This window comes from Gordonia sp. N1V (assembly GCF_029269935.1).
In the GTDB taxonomy this organism is placed as follows: domain Bacteria; phylum Actinomycetota; class Actinomycetes; order Mycobacteriales; family Mycobacteriaceae; genus Gordonia; species Gordonia polyisoprenivorans.
Map to the genome: position 1 here is coordinate 19,185 of NZ_JARJDD010000036.1, position 19,640 is coordinate 38,824.

The window sequence follows — 19,640 nt, forward strand, 5'->3', positions numbered from 1 at the left end:
CCACGCTCACCGATGACCGGCCCACGCCAGCAACCGGTCCACCGGCCAGGTGGTGATGATGCGATCCGGGTCGATGCCGTGCTCGTGGGCACGCTGCGCTCCGAGCACCGTGAATTCGAGCTGCCCCGGTGCGTGCGCATCGGAGTCGATCGCGAACAGGCAGCCCGCCTCGATCGCCATGGTGACGAGTTCGTCTGGCGGGTCGACACGTTCGGGGCGGGAATTGATCTCGACCGCGGTCTGGTGGGTTGCGCACGCCTCGAACACTTCTCGGGCATCGAAACTCGACGGCGGCCGGTGTCCGCGGCCGGTGAGTACGCGCCGTCCGGTGCAATGTCCCAGCACGTCGACCCGCGGGTCGGTCGCGGCTGCCACCAATCGCCGCGTCATGGCGTCGTGCTCCATCCGCAGGGCCGAATGCACCGAGGCGGTGACGATGTCGAGCCGGTCGAGGAGCGCATCGGTCTGATCGAGTGCACCGTCGTCGAGAATGTCGACCTCGATTCCCGCCAGCAATCGAACCTGCGTGTCGGGCAGCCGCCTCCCGGTCATGTTCGCCCCGCGGTTGTAGGCCTCGATCTGCTCGATCTGATCGGCGAGCCGTTCTGCACTGAGACCGTGTGCCACGGTCAACCTCGGCGAGTGGTCGGTGACCGCGAACCACTCGAGTCCGAATGCGGTTGCCGCCGCTGCCATCTCCGTCAGCGGGGCACCGCCGTCGCTGGCGTCGGTGTGGCTGTGGCAGTCCCCGCGCGCCGCGGCGACGAGATCGGCGGCGGCGCCGGGCAGATACGGCGACTCCGTCGACTGCAGACGCGCCAGATACTCCGGCAGATCTCCGTCGAGGGCCTCGGCGATGACCGTGGCGGTGGTCATGCCGATACCCGTGATCGACGTCAGAGTGCCTTCCCGCGAACGACTCCCGAGATCATCTGGGTCGAGTCGGGCCGCGGCCCGGGCCGCCTTGCGGAACGCCTCCACCCGATAGGTGCTCTCCCGCGCCCGCTCGAGCAACCACGCGATCCGCTGCAACGCGACGATCGGCTCGACGGGTGCGCTCAGCGGCTCCAACGTTCTCATCGGGGCACGCTCACGCCAGTGCCGCGTCGACCACCTCTTGTGCCTGCACCTGGACTTGGGCCAAATGCTCGGGCCCCTTGAAGGATTCGGCGTAGATCTTGTAGACGTCCTCGGTGCCCGACGGCCGTGCTGCGAACCATGCGTTCTCGGTGGTGACCTTCAGTCCGCCGATCGCCGCACCATTGCCGGGTGCCTCGGTCATGATCGCGGTGATCTTCTCCCCGGCCAGTTCGGTCGCGGAGATCTGGTCGGCCGACAACTTCGCCAGAACCGCCTTCTGCTCCCGCGACGCCGGCGCATCGATACGCGCGTAAGCGGATTCGCCGAAGGCGTCCGCGAGTTCACGGTAACGCTGCGAGGGCGTCTTGCCGGTCACCGCGAGGATCTCCGAGGCCAGCAGATCCAGGATGATCCCATCCTTGTCGGTGGTCCACGGCTTGCCGTCGAAGGTCAGGAACGACGCTCCCGCACTCTCTTCGCCACCGAAGGCGATCGAGCCGTCGAGGAGTCCGTCGACGAACCACTTGAACCCGACCGGCACCTCCACGAGACGTCGACCGATGGCGCCGACCACCCGATCGATCAACGACGAGGAGACCAGAGTCTTGCCGACCCCGGCCTGCTCCGACCATCCGGGCCGATGGGTGAACAGGTAGTCGATCACCACGGCCAGATAATGATTCGGGTTCATCAGGCCTGCATCCGGGGTCACGATCCCGTGCCGGTCGGCGTCGGCGTCGTTGCCGGTGGCGATGTCGTAGTGATCGCGTGCACCGATCAGCGAGGCCATGGCATTCGGCGAACTGCAGTCCATCCGGATCTTGCCGTCGGTGTCGAGGGTCATGAACGAGAACGTCGGATCGACGGTCGGATTGACCACGGTGAGCGTCTCGAGGTTGTAGCGGAATCCGATGGCCGCCCAGTATCCGACCGAGGCACCGCCGAGCGGGTCGGCGCCGATGCGGAAGCCCGCGGAGCGGATCGCGGCCATGTCGACCACGTCGGCCAGCCCGTCGCAATACCGCATCATGAACGGGTAGTCGGTGACGAACTCGCCGGTCCGGGCCTGCTCGAACGGAATCCGCTTGACGCCGACGAGTTTGGCGCGCAGCAGTTCGTTGGCGCGCGCGGCCACCCACGAGGTGATCGACGTGTCGGCCGGTCCACCCGATGGCGGGTTGTACTTGAACCCGCCGTCACGGGGCGGATTGTGCGACGGGGTGACGACGATGCCGTCGGACTCCACACCCGGATTCTCGGCATTGAACTGCAGGATCGCGCGACTCACCGCTGGCGTCGGGGTGAAGGAGTCCCCCTCGGCGGTGAGCGTGGTGACGCCGTTGGCGGCGAGGACCTCGAGGGCGGTACGCCATGCGGGGATCGACAGCGCATGCGTGTCGAATCCGATGAACAACGGCCCACCGATCCCCGCGCCGGTGCGGTACTCGACGATCGCCTGGGTCGTCGCGAGGATGTGCGCCTCGTTGAACGAGGAGTCCAGACTCGATCCGCGATGGCCGGACGTGCCGAACACGACCTGCTGCAACGGATCATCGGGGTCGGGAGTGCGGTCGTAGTAGGCCTTTTCCACTGCGGCCACGTCGATGAGGTCTTCGGGCAGTGCCGGGGTACCGGCTCGAGGGTGTGCCATGTGACGAATTCTGCCACCGATCGAGCGGTCCGCAGGGCGATGCGAACCGATCAGTTACTGTGAACCACCCGCACGTCCGCCAGCAAGGAGCACTTTCGATGCCCGTGCGCAGCGCCGATCCTCGGCTCGTCGTCCTCGTCCTGCCCGGCGGGACCGATTCGAGTTACCGTCCGTTCTCACCGTGGCAGGCCTCGGCGCTGCGCATGTATCCCTTCACCTGGTCGATCCGGGCGCGCTTCGGTCGGGCCGTCGACGTCCGCCAGGTGCGCTACCGCGTCTACGGCTGGAACGGCGAACAAGCCTCGCCCATGCCGTACGCGCGGGCCGCGCTGGCCCGTGCGCGTCGTGCACATCCCGACACCCCGGTGGTGCTCATCGGGCACTCGATGGGCGGACGCATCGCGGCACAATTGGCCGCCGACCCTGCGGTCACCGGGGTGCTCGCGCTGGCCCCGTGGTGGCAGTTCGCCGACTGGCGGATGATCAACGACGACGCCCGGGTGGTCGCCGTCCACGGTGACGCCGACACCATCACCCTGGCCCGCAAGACCGCCAAGGGCATCGCCGAGTTGCGCGACCGTGGCGTCGACGCCACCTATGTGCCGGTGCCCGGTGGGCACCATCCGATGCTCGACCATCTGGGCCTGTGGCAGGGATCCGCGCTCGCGTTCGTCCGCGAGGAATTGGCGCGCCGATCAGAACGCCTGCCCCAGAGCTGACCGCGCCGGTCACGACGGTCATACGGCAGCGCGGGGTCCGGCGAGTGCGGTGACGAACCCGTCGTAGAACTCGACGTATTCGTCGCCGTCGAGGACGTACACGGGATCGTCGCCGGTGTCGCCGAACGACTCGGTGCGCAACTGTGTCCGCATGTTCTTGAAGGTCGAGGTGTGCTCGAGATGGTCGGTGAGCCGGACGAACAGTGGCACCGCGTATCCGGGCAGTCCGGAGCGGACATGCTCGGCGAAGGCCACCGGGTCGAACGTGGCGCCGTGCGTGAGGCTGATCGCGGCCATACCGGCCTTGCCGTCGACCCCGGGCACCTGCACCCCGAACACCACCGCCTCCTCGACGGCCGGGTGGGCGTCGAGGACGGCCTCGACCTCGGTGGTCGCCACGTTCTCGCCCTTCCACCGGAACGTGTCGCCGATCCGGTCGACGAATCCGATGTGCGAAAACCCTTGGTCGCGTACCACATCGCCACTGTTGAACCACCTGTCGCCGGCTTTGAACGCTCCGGTGACGACCTTCTTCTCCGATGCCGACGGGTCGGTGTAGCCGTCGAACGGGACGCGCCGGTTGATCTCGGCGAGGAGTAGGCCGGTCCCATGCCGGGGCACCTTGACGACTTTGCCGTCGGGTCCTCGCCGCGGTTGCCCGGTGTCCTCGTCGTACTCGACGATGGCATATTTCAGGGGCGACCAGCCGGCCGTCTTGGGGATGCCGAGGACGTTGATGAAGCCGATGTTGGCCTCACTCGCGGCATACAGTTCGACGATGCGGTCGATGCCGAACCGTTCGGTGAACGCATCCCAGATGTCGGGGCGCAAGCCGTTGCCGACCGCCACCCGCAATCGGTGAGCGCGATCGGTGGGCCGCTCCGGTTGCGCGAGCAGGTATCGGCAGAGTTCGCCGATGTAGCAGAACGCCGTCGCGTCGTTCTCGATGATCTCGTCGATGAATCCCGACGCGGAGAACTGTCGGCCGATCGCCAGGCACGCACCCGAGGCGAGCACCGACGACACCGAGATCGTCAGTGCGTTGTTGTGGTAGAAGGGCAGCGCGGTGTACATGACGTCGTCGCGGCGCAACCGAATGCCGAGCCCGCCGATGCCCGACATCGCCGCGAGCCACCGATAGTGGCTCATCTTGCTGGCCTTGGGAAATCCCGTCGTTCCGGAGGTGAAGATGTAGAACGCGGTGTCCGACAGCGGGATCGAGTCGGTGACGGCGGGATTGCGCGGGGAACACCGCGCCGCGCCGCGGTGTAACTCGGCGAAGTCGAGGCGAACCTCGGGCAGCGCCGACTCCGGTACGGACTCGAGCACCTCGGCGAGATCGGGTTGGTAGATCAGGACCTTCGCGCCGATGAGCCCCAAGCTGTGTTCGAGGACCGCGCCGCGCTGGTGAAAGTTGAGCATCCCCGCGATCGCCCCGAGTTTCACGATCGCCAGCATGGTGATCACGACGTCGGGATGGTTGCGCGATTCGATGGCCACGACGTCGCCGCGTGAGATCCCCTGCCGACTCAGGAAGTCCGCGATCCGGTTGGCGTGCGCGTTGGCGTCACGGTAGGTGATCGACTGCCCCTCGAAGCGCAGGAAATCGCGATCGGGATAGGCCTCGACGGACTGGACGAAACGCTTTCCGATGGACATCTGCCGACCGGGCGGACGCGGGATCAGCGCCGGCAACGACCGCAGCACTCCCCCGAGGTCCGGGCGCAGAGACGCGAGCCCCGACAGGATGTCTCGCAGGGTGATGTCGGGAAGAAGTCCCGTATCTGCCGAATGCGGAGTTGTCATCACGTCCTTTCCCCGGGCATCCACCTCGATGCCCGTCACTTGCCCGGCAGGGGCGAGATGCCGCCGCTGATGTCGGTGATCTGCCAGTTCTTGCCGTCCACCGTTATCGGGTATAGCGCAGTCGTCTTCACCCCGTCCGGTGATTGGACGTTACTGGTGGTCACGTCGAGGAAGACCTGAACGTGGTACGTGCCGTCGTTGTGGGTGGCGATGTCGCTGCCGACGAGCGTGCCGGTGGAGACCCACTGCAGTTGCCCGAGAAGATCACGCAACGCGGGTTCGCTGGTCTGGAACTGCTGTGCCAGCGGCTGGTTGACGTGTGAACGCAACGCCGCGAACCACGGGTCGAAATTGCGGTAGTCGATCCGCGCGGCGGCCACCGCATAGTCGGAGGCGAGTTGTCGTGCGTGCGCCTCGTCGGCCGACTGTGCGCGCAACGCATCGAGCTCGTCGCCACGCTGGTGCGCTTGCCACCCGAAGACGCCTGTCGCCACCGCCAACGCCAGGATCACCGCGACGATCATCGACACCACGAACGACCGCGAACGCAGCCGGGCCGTCAGCGACGCGCGGCGTCCCGGAGGCTGGTCGGCTTCTGCCACCTTCTCATCTGATTCTGTTGCCCCGTGCGGTGATTCGGTATCGGCCGGTGTTCTGTCGTCCGGTGCTGCGTTGGTCTGCTCCGTGTCGGCCGGTGCTGTGTTGGCCTGCTCCGTGTCAGCCTGCTCCTCGGCAGTGTCCGTATCGGCAACGTCGGTGTCCCTCATGTCATCTCGGTTCGTGTCGGTGGGCGGTGGGGATTCTCGGGCTCGTGGCGGCCGATACGGCTCGGTGGTGGCCGATGGGCTGGGTGGTGCCGTCATGGCGGGTCCGCCACGGTCAGTCGCAGGACGCCGTTCTCGTCGACGATCCGCAACCCCTGCTCGACCAGGGTCGCCAGATTCACCCGACCGGCCGGTGCGACTGCGGTCAGGGTGGGCTGGAGCACCCGCATGATCGCGGCGACGTCGGGCATGGTCTTGTTGAGGTACTCGCCGATCTTCTGGGTGAACGGGATGATCACGTCGTACCAGCCGGTGGCGCCCTCGGTGGCCTGCGCGAGTCCGGGCAGCAGGCTCCACAAGGTGGAGAACGGAATGTTCATGTGCGCCAACTTCGGTGCGGTGGCGCGCATCACGGCGCCGATCCGGGCACCGTCGAGGCGCGTCAACAGTTCCTGTGCGTGGTCGAACAGGCCGGAGAACTCGGATCGGTAGGTGCCGATCGTGCGGGCGGTCAGCGAGGAGAATCGGCCGATGGTCGCCAGATCGGCGTCGCGGCCCTGCCAGCCCTCGGAGATGGTCCGCGCGATCTCCTCGAGGGTGGCCGGATCGAATTGGCTGGTGAGTCCGTGCATGGAGGTCAGCATGTCGGCCACCGAGACGCCCGGGTCGATGCCGTTGCCGATCACGGCACCGTCGGTGAGGTACGGGCCCGATCCGGTGGTCGAGGTGAACTCGACGTACTGCTCGCCGACCATCGACAGATTCGCGATGCTGACCGTCGCGTCGGCCGGCACGTCCGCGCCGGGCCTGATCCGGAGGGTGGCCCGCAGCCCGTCGGGTCCGGTCCGCAGATCGGTCACCGTGCCGACCTGGATGCCGTTATAGAGCACCGACGAATTATTCTGCAGGCCACCGGATTCGGTGAGGTCCAGCGATACGGTGTCGTATCGGGTGAACGGGTGCAGATGCAGGACGCCGACGACGAGGTAGGCGCTGAGCGCGATCGACACCACCACCAGCATCACCAGGCTCCCGATCGTGCGGCGTGCGGTCATCGCATGGCCCCGATCATCCGGAGAACCGCGGCGACGGTCCGGGTGTCGGTCGCCGACCCGCCGGTTCCGCGGCCATCGGGTTCGGTGACGTCGACGATGTCGATCGACGGGTTACCCGCCCAGGCGACGAGTCGGTCGCCGAGCAAGTCATCGAGACGGCGGATGTCGGCGGGTGCCTGTGTGTCGAGCCGTACGGCCGTGGCGACCAATGGGTCGACGACCCCGATGAGGCCCTGAAGAGTCGCATAGCGCGGGATGATCAGGTTGCCGATGGGGACGACGTTGGGCCCCAACGCATTCAAGACGTTCGACAGTCCGAGGAATGCCGAGACCGCGCCGCTGACCCGTCGCGGCCCGAATTCGAAGGCGAACGCCAATCGGGACCGGTTGACGTCGAGGGTGTGCGAGATCGTCTCGATCGAATCGATCATCGACCGGATGTCGTCGCCCTGACCCGTGCTGCGCGCGATCAGCGCGCGCAGCACCGCGATGCCGTCGTCACGTTCGGTGGTGTCGGACGGAAAAGCCTTGTTGGCGTTGGTGATGATGCGTTGAAGGGTGGCGATGGTGCCTCCGTTGGCGAGTGCGGCCACACCTCCGAGAAGATCTTCGACCTGTGGTGACACCGTGGTCCTCGACAGCGGGATCGTCTGGCCGGCGGCGATGGTCGCGGTGGTGGCGCCAGCCGGTGGTGACAGCGCGATGAAGAAGTCGCCGAGCAGGGTCGCCTGCACGAGTTCGGCGGTCGTGCCGGCGGGCAGCCGGACGTCGGCGGAGAGATCGACGGTCGCGACCGCCACCCGGCGACCGTCGTGTTCGGCCAGACCCACCCCGCGCAGTACCCCGATTCGTGAGCCGTTGTAGACGACCCTGCTGCGTGCGGGAAGGTTGAGTACCGAGGCGAATTCGATGTGTAGCGGGTAGCTGTCACCGTCGACGCGGGTACCGGGTAACGGCAGATCGGTCGGCGCAACGCCGCACGCGGCCACGAGAACCGTGAGACTCGCCAGCACTGCCGCCCACGCTGCGCACCATCGGGATCGGATCATCACCGGCCCCCTGCGGACGCGAGTACGAGTTGGACCAGCGCGAGGTCGACGTGTCCGGTGGCTCCGGGCGACGGCCGGCAGGCCTGTGCCATGACCGCGTTGACCGCCGCGCAGACCGCCGAACTCGACGACGCGGTGACCCGCACCGCCGGCGGAGCCGTCTCGATTCCACCGACTGCCGCGCCACGGGCGAGGATTCGTTGGACTCCTGTCGACACCAGGGGCAACCGCCGCAGCAGGGCGAGGATCTGATCCATCGGGACGCGATCGAGTAACGGCATGAGAGCGTCGAGGACGGCGAACACCGGCGGCGAGTAGGTACGGATGAGACGCAACAGCGACGGGGTCAGTTGGGTGGTCTGGACGACGGCCGGATTGAGCACCGAGAACCAGGCATCGAAGGTCTCGGCGAATTCACCGAGTTTGGTCAGTCCGAGTTGCAGATCCGGCCAGCGCTGAACGAAGAAATCGGTCAGCTCCCCCACGTTGGTCAACAGCGAACGCAACTGTTGATCCCGCAGCCCCGGGTCGCCGAGCGCCGCGGCGAGCCCGGCGATCGCGGCGTTGAAATCCGCGCCGGTGCCGCGCAAGGTCGCATCGACGCGATTCATGCTGTCGCGCACCAGTTCACGGCGCTCGCCGGACTCCGACGCGGCGGCGGTGACCTGGGAGGCGAGCTTGTCGAAGGCGGCGTAGGCGGCACTGACACTGGTCGGGGTGTGCGTGCGCGCCAACGGGATACATCGCCTCATGTCCCACGCGGCTCCGGTGGTCCGACCCGACGGGATCTCCAGGTGCCGGTCGGTGACGATCGAATCCGAGGTGGTCACCGCCGACACATCGGCCGGGAAGTCGACGGGCGTGTCGAGGGTGAACCGCACGACCACGTGCCCGGCCTGCGGGGACACGGCGGTGACGGAGCCGATCCTTACGCCGCGCATCGTGACGTCGTTGCCCGGGTAGAGGCCGACGGCGTCGGCCATGTCCGCGCACCCCGACACGTGGCCGGCTCGCCGTTCAACGATGACCAGCGTCGCACCGACGATCACCGCGATCGTGAGCACCCCGACGATGATCCGGCGCCATATCTTCGGTGACCGAGACATCTCAGCACCGCCGATCCGGGCTCGGGACGCACAGCCCACCGGCCGTCACCTGATCGGGGGTGATCTGCACCTGCGGTGCGTTGACGACCACCGACGACAGATCCACCCGACCTGAGGAGTTGGTGACGCCCATGGCATCTCCGATCTGATCGACGATCGCGGTCAGCGTGCCGAGGAGGTCGTCGATGCGGGCGGGCTGGGCGCGCAGGGTGTTGAGGACGTCGAGAACCTGCCGGAACGGTGGTTCGATGGTGCCGGTGAAGGCATCGACCGGCTTGGCGATGAAGGCGAACAGCGCGCCGATCGACCGCACGGTCTCCACCCCTTCGGCCTTGACCTGATAGGCCTTGGCCCCGACATAGCCGATCAGGCGCAGCAGTTCGACCAGATCGGCGCGCCCGCTGTTGAGTCCAGAAATGTACTCGTCGCTCAGGGCGACCGCGGCGTCGAGGTCGTCGGACCGCGCCCCGACCGCGGTGGTCAGTTGTTCGGTGTCGGCGATGATCTGCCGGATCGCGTCGGGTTGTCCGGCCAGCGCGGCATCGACCTTGCGCAGCGTGTCGGCGATGGTCTGTCCGTTCACCTTCGACACGACCGCTCCGGAGTCGGCGAGAACGTCACTGAGCGTGTATGGCACCGACGTACGTTGCATCGGGATGATGTTGTGGCCCAGCGCTGTCCGGCCGGCCGGCGCCAACGCGACGTAGTGGCCCCCGATGGCGGTGGTCAACCGGACATCGGCCGACGTCTGATCACCCAGTGCGACATCGGAATCCACGCGCATAGTGACCTCGACGCGATCGGGATGCAGGGCGATCGCCGACACCTCACCAACCCGCACACCGGCGATGCGGACCTCATCACCGGATCGCAGGCCGCCGCTGGTACTCAACGCCACGAGGACATCGCGGTGGCCGAACGGGTCGAGGTAGATGACACCGCACACCGCGGCGAGCACGACCGCCACCCCGAGACCGAGCATGCCCAGCCGGAATTGCCTGCGCCGCATCGATGCTTCGTCGTGTCGCCGGGTCATCGGCACACCACCACCGGGACACCCGCGAGCAGAACCCGCGTCAGCGGCGTGGGGATCGCCTGTCCCGAGCCGCACTGATAACCACCCTGCCCCGCGGCGTGCGCCGTGGCGTCGAGCGCGTCGATCAGCGCGGGCAGTCGTCCGAGGGCGGCGGTCGCGGTGTTGACGGCCGGCACCCAGGTGCGCAGCAGGTGATCGACGGTGGCGTAGTTGCCGTAGTAACTCTCATCGAGGCTCTCGAGGAGTTGCCGTACGGGCCCGAGACTGCGCGCGGCCAATCGCATCGACTCCTGGGTCTTGTCCGCCGACGCCGCAAGCACCCCGAAGGCGTCTCCCATCCGGGAGATCAGATCGTTGAGTTGCGGTGACTTGTAACGGATCTCACCGGCGACACGGCCCAATTGGGTGATGACGGTCGCGATGAGCGTCGAACGATCGGAGACGACGTCGGCGAGCTGACGCAGCTGGTTCAGCACCGAGCCGACGTCGGGGCCGCGGCCCTCGATCACCGCCAGGATGTTGTTCATCAGCGAATTGAGTTGGTCGGGTTGCAGCGTGCCGAACAGCGGCCGGAGCCCGTTGAACATCTCGGTGATGTCGAAGGAACCGATGGTCCGCGAGGCCGGGATGACCGCGGTGGTGGCGAGTTCGTGTTGCGGGGCGGTGGCGTCACCTGCGGGGGTCTGCAGGTCCAGGTACCGCTGTCCGACGAGATTCAGGTAGCGGATGGCGATCTGGGTGTCGTCGTAGACCGTGGTGGTGGTGTTCACGGTGAAGCGCACCTGCGCCTGGGCCTGGTCGCCGGAATCGTCGAGCAGCGAGATGGATTCGACCTTGCCCACCCGCACACCGAGTTCGCGGACGTCGTTGCCGACGGTCAATCCCGACACGTCGGTGAAGCGGGCGGTGAACGTCCGCCCGGTGCCGGGCACCGAGGGATCGAGCGCCTGGAAGATCACCCACCCGGCGAGCAGCATGGCGACGACGAACAGGACGAAACCCGCAGTGGCCGTGGGCCGCACCCGGTTCATCGGCCGCCACCCCCGGTACGGACGGCACCTGCGGTCGGCAAGGCCGAGGTGATCGCGGGCAACGACTCCAGCGTGAGCCCGAGGCGCAACCGCACGGTGCCGTCCACGCGCGGCAGCATCTTGTCGAGCCGGCCGATCAGCTCGTGTGCATCATCGGCTGCTGCGGGCACGGTGGACAGGGTGTAGCCGAGCGGGGCCCCGAGAGTGAGTGAGGCGTCGAGAACGGTGGCCAGGTCACCCGGATCGGTGCCGACGACCTGGCCCAGGGTGATGAAGGTCTGCACGAGGCCGGTCAGCGCGCCGGTGACCTTGGCCGTCTCCTGCGGGTCGGCATACATCGCGGTCTTCTCCACCAGGGTGGTGAAGAGGTTGACGAAGGGGTCCGACAACGCGGCCGCACCGCGTAGGGTGTCGTCGGCGATACGCAGCATCTGGGCGAACGGCATCTGTTGGTGTTGATGCGCGAGTGCGAACAAATCGAAGCCCGACCGCATCAGCGGCGAGATCTGGGTGACGACCTCGTCGAGCCGGTTGATCATCGCGGTGACCTCGGAGCCGGTGAGGGTGGAGCTGATCGATCCGATGTCACGCAGGACGCTCACCGCCGATACGTCCGACGAATCATCCTGCGCCGCAATGATCTGTCCGTTGCGTAGCGCCGGTCCCGGTGCGGTGGGGGTCAATTCGACCCCGGTCACGCCGAAGATGTTCGACGGCGCGAATGTCGCGGTGAGGTGGCCGCCGATGTGGTCGGCCTGGGTGGCGTCGACGGCCAGGCGCATCCGCTGATGCCCCTGATCGTCGATGGTGATCGACTCGACGTGCCCGACGAGCAATCCCTGGTATTTGACGTCGGCGCCTGCCGAGAGTCCTTCGGAGATGCGATCGGAGGTCACGGTCACCTCGACGGTGTCGTCGAAGACTCCGCGCGCGTAGAGGGTCACGGGTATGGCGATGGCGGCGAGCACCGCGATCGCCGCGATGCCCCACCGGGTCAGCACACCGGTGGACGGACCACGCCCGGACACGTCGATAGGTGGCCCGATCATCCGGAGAACCTGAATCCGACGTCGGAGCCCCAGAACACGAGGGTCAAGATCATGTCGAGCACCACGATGAGGATGAAGCTGAATTTGATGGCGCGGCCGGTGGCCGTCCCGACCCCTTCGGGTCCGCCGCGGGCGTAGTAGCCCTGATATCCGTGGACGAGGACGACGGCGACGATGAACACCACCGCCTTGATCAGCGAGTAGATGACGTCGACCGGACGCAGGAAGGCGGTGAAGTAGTGGTAGTAGGTGCCGCTGGATTGACCGTGCATGCCGGTGACCACCAGCGCACAGGTGAGGTAGGCGAGAATCAGGGTGATCAGGAACAACGGGATGATGGTGATGACCCCGGCGATGGCACGTGTGCTGACGACAAACGGGATCGGTTGCACGGCTTGCGCTTCGAGTGCGTCGATCTCCTCGGCGATCCGCATCGACCCGATTTCGGCGGTCATCCGGCAACCGGCCTGCGCGGCGAACCCGATCGCCACGACGATGGGTGCGATCTCGCGGGTGGTGGCATACGCGGAGAGAAAACCGGTGAGCGGACCCATGCCGAACATGTCCAGTGAACCGAAGGCCTCGACCCCGATGGAGCCGCCCACCGACGCCCCGAGAACCACCAGCACCGCGACGGTCCCACCGCCCACGATGACCGTGCCGTTGCCCCACATCATGTCGCCGAGGACGGCCAACGTCTGGCGACGGTACTGACGCAGCGCGTGCGGCATGGCGCCGAGCACCTGTGCGGTGAAGCGCAACTGATGGCCGAGCTGCGCCAGCAGTCGCGCGGGCGCGCCGGTGATCGCGCCGAGCCGGCGCACCCGCGGGTGGGCGGCGAGGTACACCTCGAGTCCCAGCATCGGCAATCACCCGACCTTCGTCTGCACGAACATCGACAGCACCTGGGTGGCAAGGAGATTGAGCACAAAGCTGGCGACCACGCTGAGTACGACGGCGGCGTTGACCGCGTCGGCGACCCCGCGCGGACCGCCGCGCGCCTCCATCCCACGCTGACAGGCGATGGCGACGACGACCAGACCGAAGATCTCCGCTTTGCCCAGCGCCGCCCACAGATCGACGAGGCCCGCGAACTCGCCGAACGACCCGAGATAGCTGCCGGCCGCACCGCCCTGGAATGCGACGTTGACGAAATATCCGGTGGCCACACCGACGAAGACGATCTCCACACAGATCAGGGGTGCGATCACGGCCACGGCCGCAAGGCGGGGGGCGATCACCCGCCGCGCCGGGTCGATACCCATGGTGCGCAGGGCGTCGATCTCCTCACGAACCGTCCGCGACCCCAGGTCGGCGGCAACCGCCGAGCCGACCGCACCGCCCAGCAGCAGTGCGGTGGCGATGGGGGCACCCTGCCGCAGCACCCCGAGCGCGCCGGCCGCGCCGGCCATCGAGGACGCCCCGATCTGCGAGGTCAGGCTGCCCACCTGCACCGAGATGATCACGCCGAACGGGATCGCCACCAACGCGGCGGGGATCGCGGCGACCCCCGCGAAGAACACCATCTGCCGGTAGGCCTCACGCACCGGGAACCGGCCCCGAACCACGTCTGCGACGCCGAACCCCACCGAGGTCGCGAAGAGATCGAGTAGGCGCCCGAGGGTCGACACCGAGGAGCCCAGCATGCCCGTCACTCGGCCCCGCTCGCTCACACGCATCGCCACTCCGGTGTCCCCGCCGACCCGATCCGGGTCCTCGTCCGCTCCCGACACTCACGCCACCCGAAGGGCGCGTCGTGCCAGTGTGACACGAAAAACAAATTCTGGGTTCATTTTCAGTTTTTTGCGGTTGTCAGGGCATCGCGGCACGTCAACGGCCTGTGACGAGCTCGGCCGGGATTGCTTCTGGACCGCGATTGGCTACACACTGGTGGCATGGACGACCCCGACTCCCCGCCGACCATCACCCCGGACACGGAACCGACGGGACCACTCGACGGCATCACCGTGCTCGAACTGGGCACTCTGATCGCGGGCCCCCATGCCGCTCGCCTGCTCGGCGACATGGGCGCCGAGGTCATCAAGATCGAGCCACCCGATCGGCCGGACCCGATCCGCACCTGGGGGCAGGCCGAGGTCGAGGGCCAGCGCTTCTATTGGACGGTGCACGCCCGCAACAAGCGGGCGATCACCCTCGATTTGCGCGACGACCGCGGACGCGAATTGTTCCTGCGATTGGCCCAGCGCGCCGACATCGTCGTCGAGAATTTTCGGCCCGGAACGCTCGAACGGCTCGGGATCGGGCCCGAGGTGTTGTGGCAGCACAACGCGGGACTGGTCGTGGTGCGGGTGTCGGGGTACGGCCAGACCGGGCCCGACGCGGCGCGCGCGGGATATGCCTCGGTCGCCGAGGCCGCCAGCGGGCTGCGCCACATCAACGGCTACCCCGGGCAACTCCCGCCGAGACTGTCGCTGTCGCTGGGCGACACCCTCGCCGGGATGTACGCCGCGCAGGGCGCACTCGCGGCACTCTACCGCCGGACCGTCACCGGTAAGGGGCAGGTCGTCGACACCTCACTGCTGGAATCATGTGTGGCGGTGCAGGAGTCGACGATGGCCGACTACGACATGGGCGGTATCGTGCGGGGGCCGTCGGGCACCCGTCTCGACGGCATCGCCCCATCGAATCTGTATCCGACCGCCGACGGAACCCACGTGATCATCGCCGCCAACCAGGATTCGGTGTTCGCCCGGCTGTGCGCGGCGATGGGACAGCCCGAACTCGCCACCGACCCGCGCTTCGCCGACCACGCTGCCCGAGGACGCAATCAGGATGAGCTCGACCTCGTCATCGGCGAGTGGTCGGCGCAGCACGGGGCCGACAAGCTCACCGAGGTGCTCTCGGCGGCGGGAGTCGTGGTCGGGCCGGTGAACACGATCGAACAGGTCGTCGCCGACCCCCATCTGCAGGCGCGCGGGATGATTGCCGAGCATTACGACGCCCGTGTGGGCCGGGTGGTCCACGGCCCCGGTGTGGTGCCCCGATTCGGCGACACCCCGGGTCGAATCCGCAATGCCGGGCCACCGGTGCCCGGTCACGACAATCAGGCGGTGTTCACCGATCTGTTGGGATTGACGGACTCCGAGATCGACGAACTCCACGAACAGGGCGTGATCTGATGAACGTCACCCTCCGCGACGTCGCCATGCGAGACGGATTGCAGATCGAGGAGCCGATCTCGCTCGACGCCAAAGTGGAACTGTTGCAAGCCATCTGCGATACCGGGGTGACCGAGGTCGAGGTGACCGCGTTCGTCTCGCCCAGCAAGGTACCCGCACTCGCCGATGCCGCCGAGCTCTGCACGCACCTCGGCAAGTTTCCCGACGTGCGGTTCTCGGCGTTGATCGCCTCGGTCAACGGCACCCGCCGTGCGCTCGACTCCGGTGTGAGCAATCTGGAATATGTTGTCTCGGCCTCTGATTCACACAGCCGGGCCAATGTCGGACGCGACACCGACGCGTCGACGGCACTGATCGACGAGATCGTCGGTATCGCCCACGACGCGGGAGCCACACTCGAGGTGATCATTGCGACTGCCTGGGACTGCCCGTTCGACGGCCCGACGCCACCGGAGCGGGTCACCACGATCGTCGCCCACGCGGTGGCGGCGGGCGCCGACCGCATCAGTATCGCCGACACCATCGGCACGACGACCCCGAGACGGGTGACTGATCTTGCCGCACAGGTGTTCCCGCTGATCGGTGATCTGCCGCTGGGCGCACACTTCCACAACACGCGGGGTACCGGGTTGGCGAGTGCCTACGCCGCCGTGCAGGCCGGCATCACCCGGCTCGATGCCTCGGTCGGCGGACTCGGCGGATGCCCCTTCGCACCCGGTGCGAGCGGCAACATCGCCACCGAGGATCTCGTCTATCTGTTGCGCGACTGCGGCATCGACACCGGCGTCGATCTCGATGCCGCCATCCGCGCCGGACGCGTCGCCATCGGTGCGGTCGGTGGCGGTGACGGGAGCGCGCTGATGCGCGCGGGCGATCGGAAGCTCGCCACCGGCGAGCCACGCTAGACCGGCCACCTCTCGCCGCAATATCGGTGCGCGGTGGGAGGTGTACGGTCAGTGCTCGTCGATGTCGCGGTAGGCGGTCTTCTCGTCACGCATGCGCCGCAGCGGTGTGAACAACGCCCAGGCGGCGGCGATGAGGAAGACACTGATCCCGCCGACGACGAGCGCGATGTCGCGTGTCCGGGTGGCGGCCCGGTCGGGCGGGACCGGCCCGGCGATCTGCTTCTGCAGCACGGTGTTCGACGCGTGAGGCTGGTCGGGGTCGACGGCGGCGATCGGGTCGACCAGACCGTACCCGGTCGCCATGTCGGGCCCCCGTCCACCTGTGTGGGCGGTGCGCTTGATCAGTTCGATCACCTCACCGGCAGACATGGTGGGGTGCTCGGCGCGGACGAGGGCGACCACCCCGGACACCACTGCGGCGGCGAAGCTCGTTCCGTTGAACGATGATTGGGCACCTTTGATGACCTGCCGGTTGACCAGCCCGGAGCCGGTGCTGCTCAATGAGACGACGTTTTCGCCGGGGGCGGCGACCGAGACCCACGGACCGGTCAGTGAGGTCGACGCCGGCTCGTCGTCGGCGGTCACATTTCCCACCGACAGCACATAGTCGGAGAACCACGCGGGACTGGCGTAGGTGGTCATCCTCGACCATTCGGTGGAGCGGGGTACGTTCGGGTCGACGCCGGGATTCTGAGGGCAGCGATCCTTGTCGGCGTTGCCTGCGGCTGCCACCACCACCACGTTGCGTTGGTAAGCGGCGCGCACGGCGCGGCCGAGCAGGTCGTCGTCGACCGGGGATCCCGTTGTGCCGCAGGCTGCGGCAGAGATGTTGATGACCGTGGCGCCCAGGGACACCGCACGGGTGATCGCATATGCCAGCGTGGTGGTGTTGCCGTATCCGGAGGAGACGGCATCGCTGTCATCGCCGTTGCTGCCGTCGACCTGGTAGGAGTCGCTGTTCTGCCGGATCGACAGGATCGTCGCGTCGGGGGCGATGCCACTGAAGCTGTCGGCGGTCGAGGGACGCGCCGCGATGAGCCCAGCGACCAGCGTGCCGTGTGAGTCGCAGTCGGTGAGCCCGTCTCCGCTGCCGACGTAATCGCCACCACCGATCACCTTGCGGAGCCGGGGATGCGGATGCACACCGGTGTCGATGACCGCGACCGTTTGCCCGGCCCCCGTGCTGTATGTCCAGGCAGCGCGATAGTTCACGGCGAAGCCTGTCGGGTCGACCTGGGACAGATCGGTGCCGGCGGCGAGTACCGGTGTGGCGCACTGCTGTTGCTGTTTGGTCTTGTCGGTGGGCCCCACCGGACCGCTCGGTGCACCGCCCGCAGCGATCCGCGGTGGGGTCAGGGCTGCGGCGGGCCCTGTGCCGACGAGTACCAATACCAGCACCGTGGCCAGATGGGCGATGACGACGACCGTGCGTCGCACCCTGATCGGAACTGTCATCCCCCCACGACCTGGGCGTACAGGCCTGCTGTCCACGCCAGCACGGGGAGGACCGCAGCGAGGGCGAGGTAATCCAGGTGGTCGCCGAGTCGCGCCCACCGTGGCGATCTACGGTCGGTGGCGAACACCGCGATGCCCACTCCGACGACCACCAGTGCGAGGAGGGCGAGAGCGGCGACCGCATACATCGCCGACGGTGCGGTCCGGAGTGCCAGGGCGGTGATCACCAGAATCGCGACACCACCGAACAGCAGTGACGCCGACGGCACGAACGGCAGCTTGCGTGCGCTGCGCAGCATCATCGCGGCCGCGACGACGGCGTTGAACGCGATGACCGCCCACGGTGTGGGATCGGTACCGAGGGCTGCGATCGCAGTGCCGGCGATCACGGTTGCCGCGGCTGCCAGATAGACCGCTGACCGCGTGGCGCGGGCACGCTCCACGGATTCGGCCACGGCCTGGGCAGAAGGGACCTGTGCGCGGGCACCGGCCGCCGTCCGGCGCTGCTGCTCGCGGCGCTCGGCACGGTCGAACGGGTTGGTGAACAGCTCGGTGGTGCCTGCCTGCGCGTCGCGGGAGGATTCGCGCTGATTGGTGAGTGGACGGAGCCGGCGACGGTTCATGATGAGTGGGTCGGCCCCCACCGCGACAAACAGACCGCAAGTGGCCAGGACGGTACCCGACAGTTGGTCGGTCCAGTGGAAAGCCGCGTGCGCCACGGCCACGACCGCGCACAGAGTGAACCCGACCGCCACGCCGACGAATCCGACGTGTCCGGCGCGGACGATGACCTGCCCACCGATCGCGGCGAGAATCATGACGCCGCACACGATGGCCGGCGCCCAGGCGTTCACACCGACGGGCAGGTGTGCGCCGCCCACCGATGCCACCCCGAATACCAGTGGCAGGGCCGCCCATCCCAGTGCTGCGGCGATCGGCGGCTCGGCGTAGTAACGGCGCGCGACGACGGCGCCGATGACGAGGGCTACGCTCACGCCGACAGTCTGATAGGCGAGCGCGGTGCGCCGGGACAAGCCGAAGTCGCCGAGCAGGAGCAGGTCACACACCGCAACGGCCATTGCCAACCCGACAAATGCCATCACGCGGGCTGCGCGGGAACTCCACGCCGGGTATCCCTCCCGATTGAGTCGGGCCACCGCATCGACGACGTCATCGAACAGTTCGGGCGGGGTCAGCGCCCGTTCGGCACTCAGATTGAACTGGTCGCCGTCCTGCGACCCTGCCATGGCCAGGGTCTGGTCTCCTCGCACCTCGCGACCGTTCGCGAGCCGGGTCAGCACCCACCGGTCCCGTTTGTTGGGAATCCCGTTGGGCTCGTCCTCACGCCTGACATCCCGCGAGGCGATCAGCTCGGCGAGTTCGGGGACGAGGTTCACGACGGGAACATCTATCGGCAATTCGATATCGAGTTGGGTACGTCCGCCGAACACCGACACCCGTATGGTCCGCGGTGCAGCCGCAACCATCACCGTCTGCCGAAGCTCCCCTATCCCCGTCACAGCGCTCCAATCTAACCGACCGGACACTCCCGTGTGACCCGTGGTCATCCGGATGTCCGATATGGCGGTGCGTGCCCCTACCGCAACCGATCCCGACGTTCAAACACCAACACAGCCGGTAAATACTGCGACTGCACCCCGACCTCAAACCCTGAATCGACCGCCGCACACACCGGACCCAAAATCTGCCACGGCACAAACCCCCACGCCGAACGCACCCTGGGGTTCCCCCGAAAAAATGGACACGGTTAGCTTGATTGCTGACTTGCGTGCG

17 protein-coding genes and 1 pseudogene are annotated in these 19,640 nt (G+C 67.4%); 3 read left to right on the forward strand and 15 right to left on the reverse strand.

Annotation, left to right across the window (positions count from 1 at the left end; translation table 11 throughout):
• Window positions 1-6: 6 nt before the first annotated feature.
• On the reverse strand, window positions 7-1,080 hold the full coding sequence (locus P3L18_RS26995) for a PHP domain-containing protein (protein WP_276115853.1): 1,074 nt from the start codon (window positions 1,078-1,080) through the stop codon (window positions 7-9).
• Between the two features lie 10 nt (window positions 1,081-1,090).
• Complete coding sequence (gene pgm, locus P3L18_RS27000; protein ID WP_276115854.1) at window positions 1,091-2,731, reverse strand: phosphoglucomutase (alpha-D-glucose-1,6-bisphosphate-dependent); 1,641 nt, start codon at window positions 2,729-2,731, stop codon at window positions 1,091-1,093.
• Window positions 2,732-2,829: 98 nt separating this feature from the next.
• On the opposite strand from pgm, the gene P3L18_RS27005 reads away from it, so the two are divergent.
• On the forward strand, window positions 2,830-3,450 hold the full coding sequence (locus P3L18_RS27005) for an alpha/beta fold hydrolase (RefSeq protein WP_276115855.1): 621 nt from the start codon (window positions 2,830-2,832) through the stop codon (window positions 3,448-3,450).
• Between the two features lie 18 nt (window positions 3,451-3,468).
• Here the strand turns inward: P3L18_RS27005 and P3L18_RS27010 are convergent, their stop codons facing one another.
• The 10 genes from P3L18_RS27010 to P3L18_RS27055 all read right to left on the reverse strand — a co-directional run bounded on the left by P3L18_RS27010 (window position 3,469) and on the right by P3L18_RS27055 (window position 14,079).
• Window positions 3,469-5,256 carry a long-chain-acyl-CoA synthetase gene (locus P3L18_RS27010; protein WP_211544311.1) on the reverse strand — a complete coding sequence of 596 codons (1,788 nt, stop codon included), beginning with the start codon at window positions 5,254-5,256 and terminating at the stop codon, window positions 3,469-3,471.
• A gap of 35 nt (window positions 5,257-5,291) precedes the next feature.
• Window positions 5,292-6,023, reverse strand: coding sequence for a hypothetical protein (locus P3L18_RS27015; RefSeq protein ID WP_276115856.1), 732 nt, complete (start codon window positions 6,021-6,023; stop codon window positions 5,292-5,294).
• Window positions 6,024-6,115: 92 nt separating this feature from the next.
• Complete coding sequence (locus tag P3L18_RS27020) at window positions 6,116-7,075, reverse strand: MlaD family protein (protein WP_014360727.1); 960 nt, start codon at window positions 7,073-7,075, stop codon at window positions 6,116-6,118.
• Complete coding sequence (locus tag P3L18_RS27025) at window positions 7,072-8,124, reverse strand: MlaD family protein (protein ID WP_276115857.1); 1,053 nt, start codon at window positions 8,122-8,124, stop codon at window positions 7,072-7,074. Before P3L18_RS27025 ends, P3L18_RS27020 begins: the two co-directional genes overlap by 4 nt.
• Window positions 8,124-9,230 (reverse strand): MlaD family protein, encoded by a 1,107-nt coding sequence (locus P3L18_RS27030; RefSeq protein ID WP_276115858.1) that lies wholly within the window; start codon window positions 9,228-9,230, stop codon window positions 8,124-8,126. The genes P3L18_RS27025 and P3L18_RS27030 overlap by 1 nt, the downstream gene beginning before the upstream one ends.
• Before the next feature lies 1 nt (window position 9,231).
• Entirely contained in the window at window positions 9,232-10,266 is a 1,035-nt protein-coding gene (locus P3L18_RS27035) for an MlaD family protein (protein ID WP_276115859.1), read from the reverse strand.
• Window positions 10,263-11,297 (reverse strand): MCE family protein, encoded by a 1,035-nt coding sequence (locus tag P3L18_RS27040; protein WP_276115860.1) that lies wholly within the window; start codon window positions 11,295-11,297, stop codon window positions 10,263-10,265. The genes P3L18_RS27035 and P3L18_RS27040 overlap by 4 nt, the downstream gene beginning before the upstream one ends.
• Complete coding sequence (locus P3L18_RS27045) at window positions 11,294-12,346, reverse strand: MCE family protein (protein ID WP_276115861.1); 1,053 nt, start codon at window positions 12,344-12,346, stop codon at window positions 11,294-11,296. Before P3L18_RS27045 ends, P3L18_RS27040 begins: the two co-directional genes overlap by 4 nt.
• On the reverse strand, window positions 12,343-13,209 hold the full coding sequence (locus P3L18_RS27050; RefSeq protein WP_276115862.1) for an ABC transporter permease: 867 nt from the start codon (window positions 13,207-13,209) through the stop codon (window positions 12,343-12,345). Before P3L18_RS27050 ends, P3L18_RS27045 begins: the two co-directional genes overlap by 4 nt.
• Before the next feature lie 6 nt (window positions 13,210-13,215).
• Entirely contained in the window at window positions 13,216-14,079 is an 864-nt protein-coding gene (locus P3L18_RS27055; RefSeq protein WP_079930465.1) for an ABC transporter permease, read from the reverse strand.
• Window positions 14,080-14,241: 162 nt separating this feature from the next.
• Here P3L18_RS27055 and P3L18_RS27060 point away from each other — a divergent pair, with 162 nt between their 5' ends.
• Both P3L18_RS27060 and P3L18_RS27065 read left to right on the forward strand, forming a co-directional pair.
• Entirely contained in the window at window positions 14,242-15,486 is a 1,245-nt protein-coding gene (locus P3L18_RS27060; RefSeq protein ID WP_276115863.1) for a CoA transferase, read from the forward strand.
• The gene (locus P3L18_RS27065; protein WP_276115864.1) at window positions 15,486-16,391 is read left to right on the forward strand and encodes a hydroxymethylglutaryl-CoA lyase; all 906 of its coding nucleotides are present in this window, start codon (window positions 15,486-15,488) and stop codon (window positions 16,389-16,391) included. The genes P3L18_RS27060 and P3L18_RS27065 overlap by 1 nt, the downstream gene beginning before the upstream one ends.
• A gap of 48 nt (window positions 16,392-16,439) precedes the next feature.
• Here P3L18_RS27065 and mycP read toward each other — a convergent pair whose 3' ends face one another.
• From mycP to P3L18_RS27080, 3 genes and pseudogenes are all read right to left on the reverse strand, one after another.
• Window positions 16,440-17,846 (reverse strand): type VII secretion-associated serine protease mycosin, encoded by a 1,407-nt coding sequence (gene mycP, locus P3L18_RS27070; protein WP_276115865.1) that lies wholly within the window; start codon window positions 17,844-17,846, stop codon window positions 16,440-16,442.
• On the reverse strand, window positions 17,843-19,333 hold the full coding sequence (gene eccD / locus P3L18_RS27075) for a type VII secretion integral membrane protein EccD (RefSeq protein WP_276115866.1): 1,491 nt from the start codon (window positions 19,331-19,333) through the stop codon (window positions 17,843-17,845). Before eccD ends, mycP begins: the two co-directional genes overlap by 4 nt.
• A gap of 110 nt (window positions 19,334-19,443) precedes the next feature.
• Window positions 19,444-19,587, reverse strand: a pseudogene (locus P3L18_RS27080) (Imm49 family immunity protein); the annotation flags it as partial.
• Between the last annotated feature and the right edge of the window lie 53 nt (window positions 19,588-19,640).

Coding starts and splice junctions, on each gene's coding strand:
- P3L18_RS26995 (WP_276115853.1), bottom strand. CDS start 1,080: ATGAGAACGTTGGAGCCGCTGAGCGCACCCGTCGAGCCGATCGTCGCG.
- pgm (WP_276115854.1), bottom strand. CDS start 2,731: ATGGCACACCCTCGAGCCGGTACCCCGGCACTGCCCGAAGACCTCATC.
- P3L18_RS27005 (WP_276115855.1), top strand. CDS start 2,830: ATGCCCGTGCGCAGCGCCGATCCTCGGCTCGTCGTCCTCGTCCTGCCC.
- P3L18_RS27010 (WP_211544311.1), bottom strand. CDS start 5,256: ATGACAACTCCGCATTCGGCAGATACGGGACTTCTTCCCGACATCACC.
- P3L18_RS27015 (WP_276115856.1), bottom strand. CDS start 6,023: ATGAGGGACACCGACGTTGCCGATACGGACACTGCCGAGGAGCAGGCT.
- P3L18_RS27020 (WP_014360727.1), bottom strand. CDS start 7,075: ATGACCGCACGCCGCACGATCGGGAGCCTGGTGATGCTGGTGGTGGTG.
- P3L18_RS27025 (WP_276115857.1), bottom strand. CDS start 8,124: ATGATCCGATCCCGATGGTGCGCAGCGTGGGCGGCAGTGCTGGCGAGT.
- P3L18_RS27030 (WP_276115858.1), bottom strand. CDS start 9,230: ATGTCTCGGTCACCGAAGATATGGCGCCGGATCATCGTCGGGGTGCTC.
- P3L18_RS27035 (WP_276115859.1), bottom strand. CDS start 10,266: ATGACCCGGCGACACGACGAAGCATCGATGCGGCGCAGGCAATTCCGG.
- P3L18_RS27040 (WP_276115860.1), bottom strand. CDS start 11,297: ATGAACCGGGTGCGGCCCACGGCCACTGCGGGTTTCGTCCTGTTCGTC.
- P3L18_RS27045 (WP_276115861.1), bottom strand. CDS start 12,346: ATGATCGGGCCACCTATCGACGTGTCCGGGCGTGGTCCGTCCACCGGT.
- P3L18_RS27050 (WP_276115862.1), bottom strand. CDS start 13,209: ATGCTGGGACTCGAGGTGTACCTCGCCGCCCACCCGCGGGTGCGCCGG.
- P3L18_RS27060 (WP_276115863.1), top strand. CDS start 14,242: ATGGACGACCCCGACTCCCCGCCGACCATCACCCCGGACACGGAACCG.
- P3L18_RS27065 (WP_276115864.1), top strand. CDS start 15,486: ATGAACGTCACCCTCCGCGACGTCGCCATGCGAGACGGATTGCAGATC.
- mycP (WP_276115865.1), bottom strand. CDS start 17,846: ATGACAGTTCCGATCAGGGTGCGACGCACGGTCGTCGTCATCGCCCAT.
- eccD (WP_276115866.1), bottom strand. CDS start 19,333: ATGGTTGCGGCTGCACCGCGGACCATACGGGTGTCGGTGTTCGGCGGA.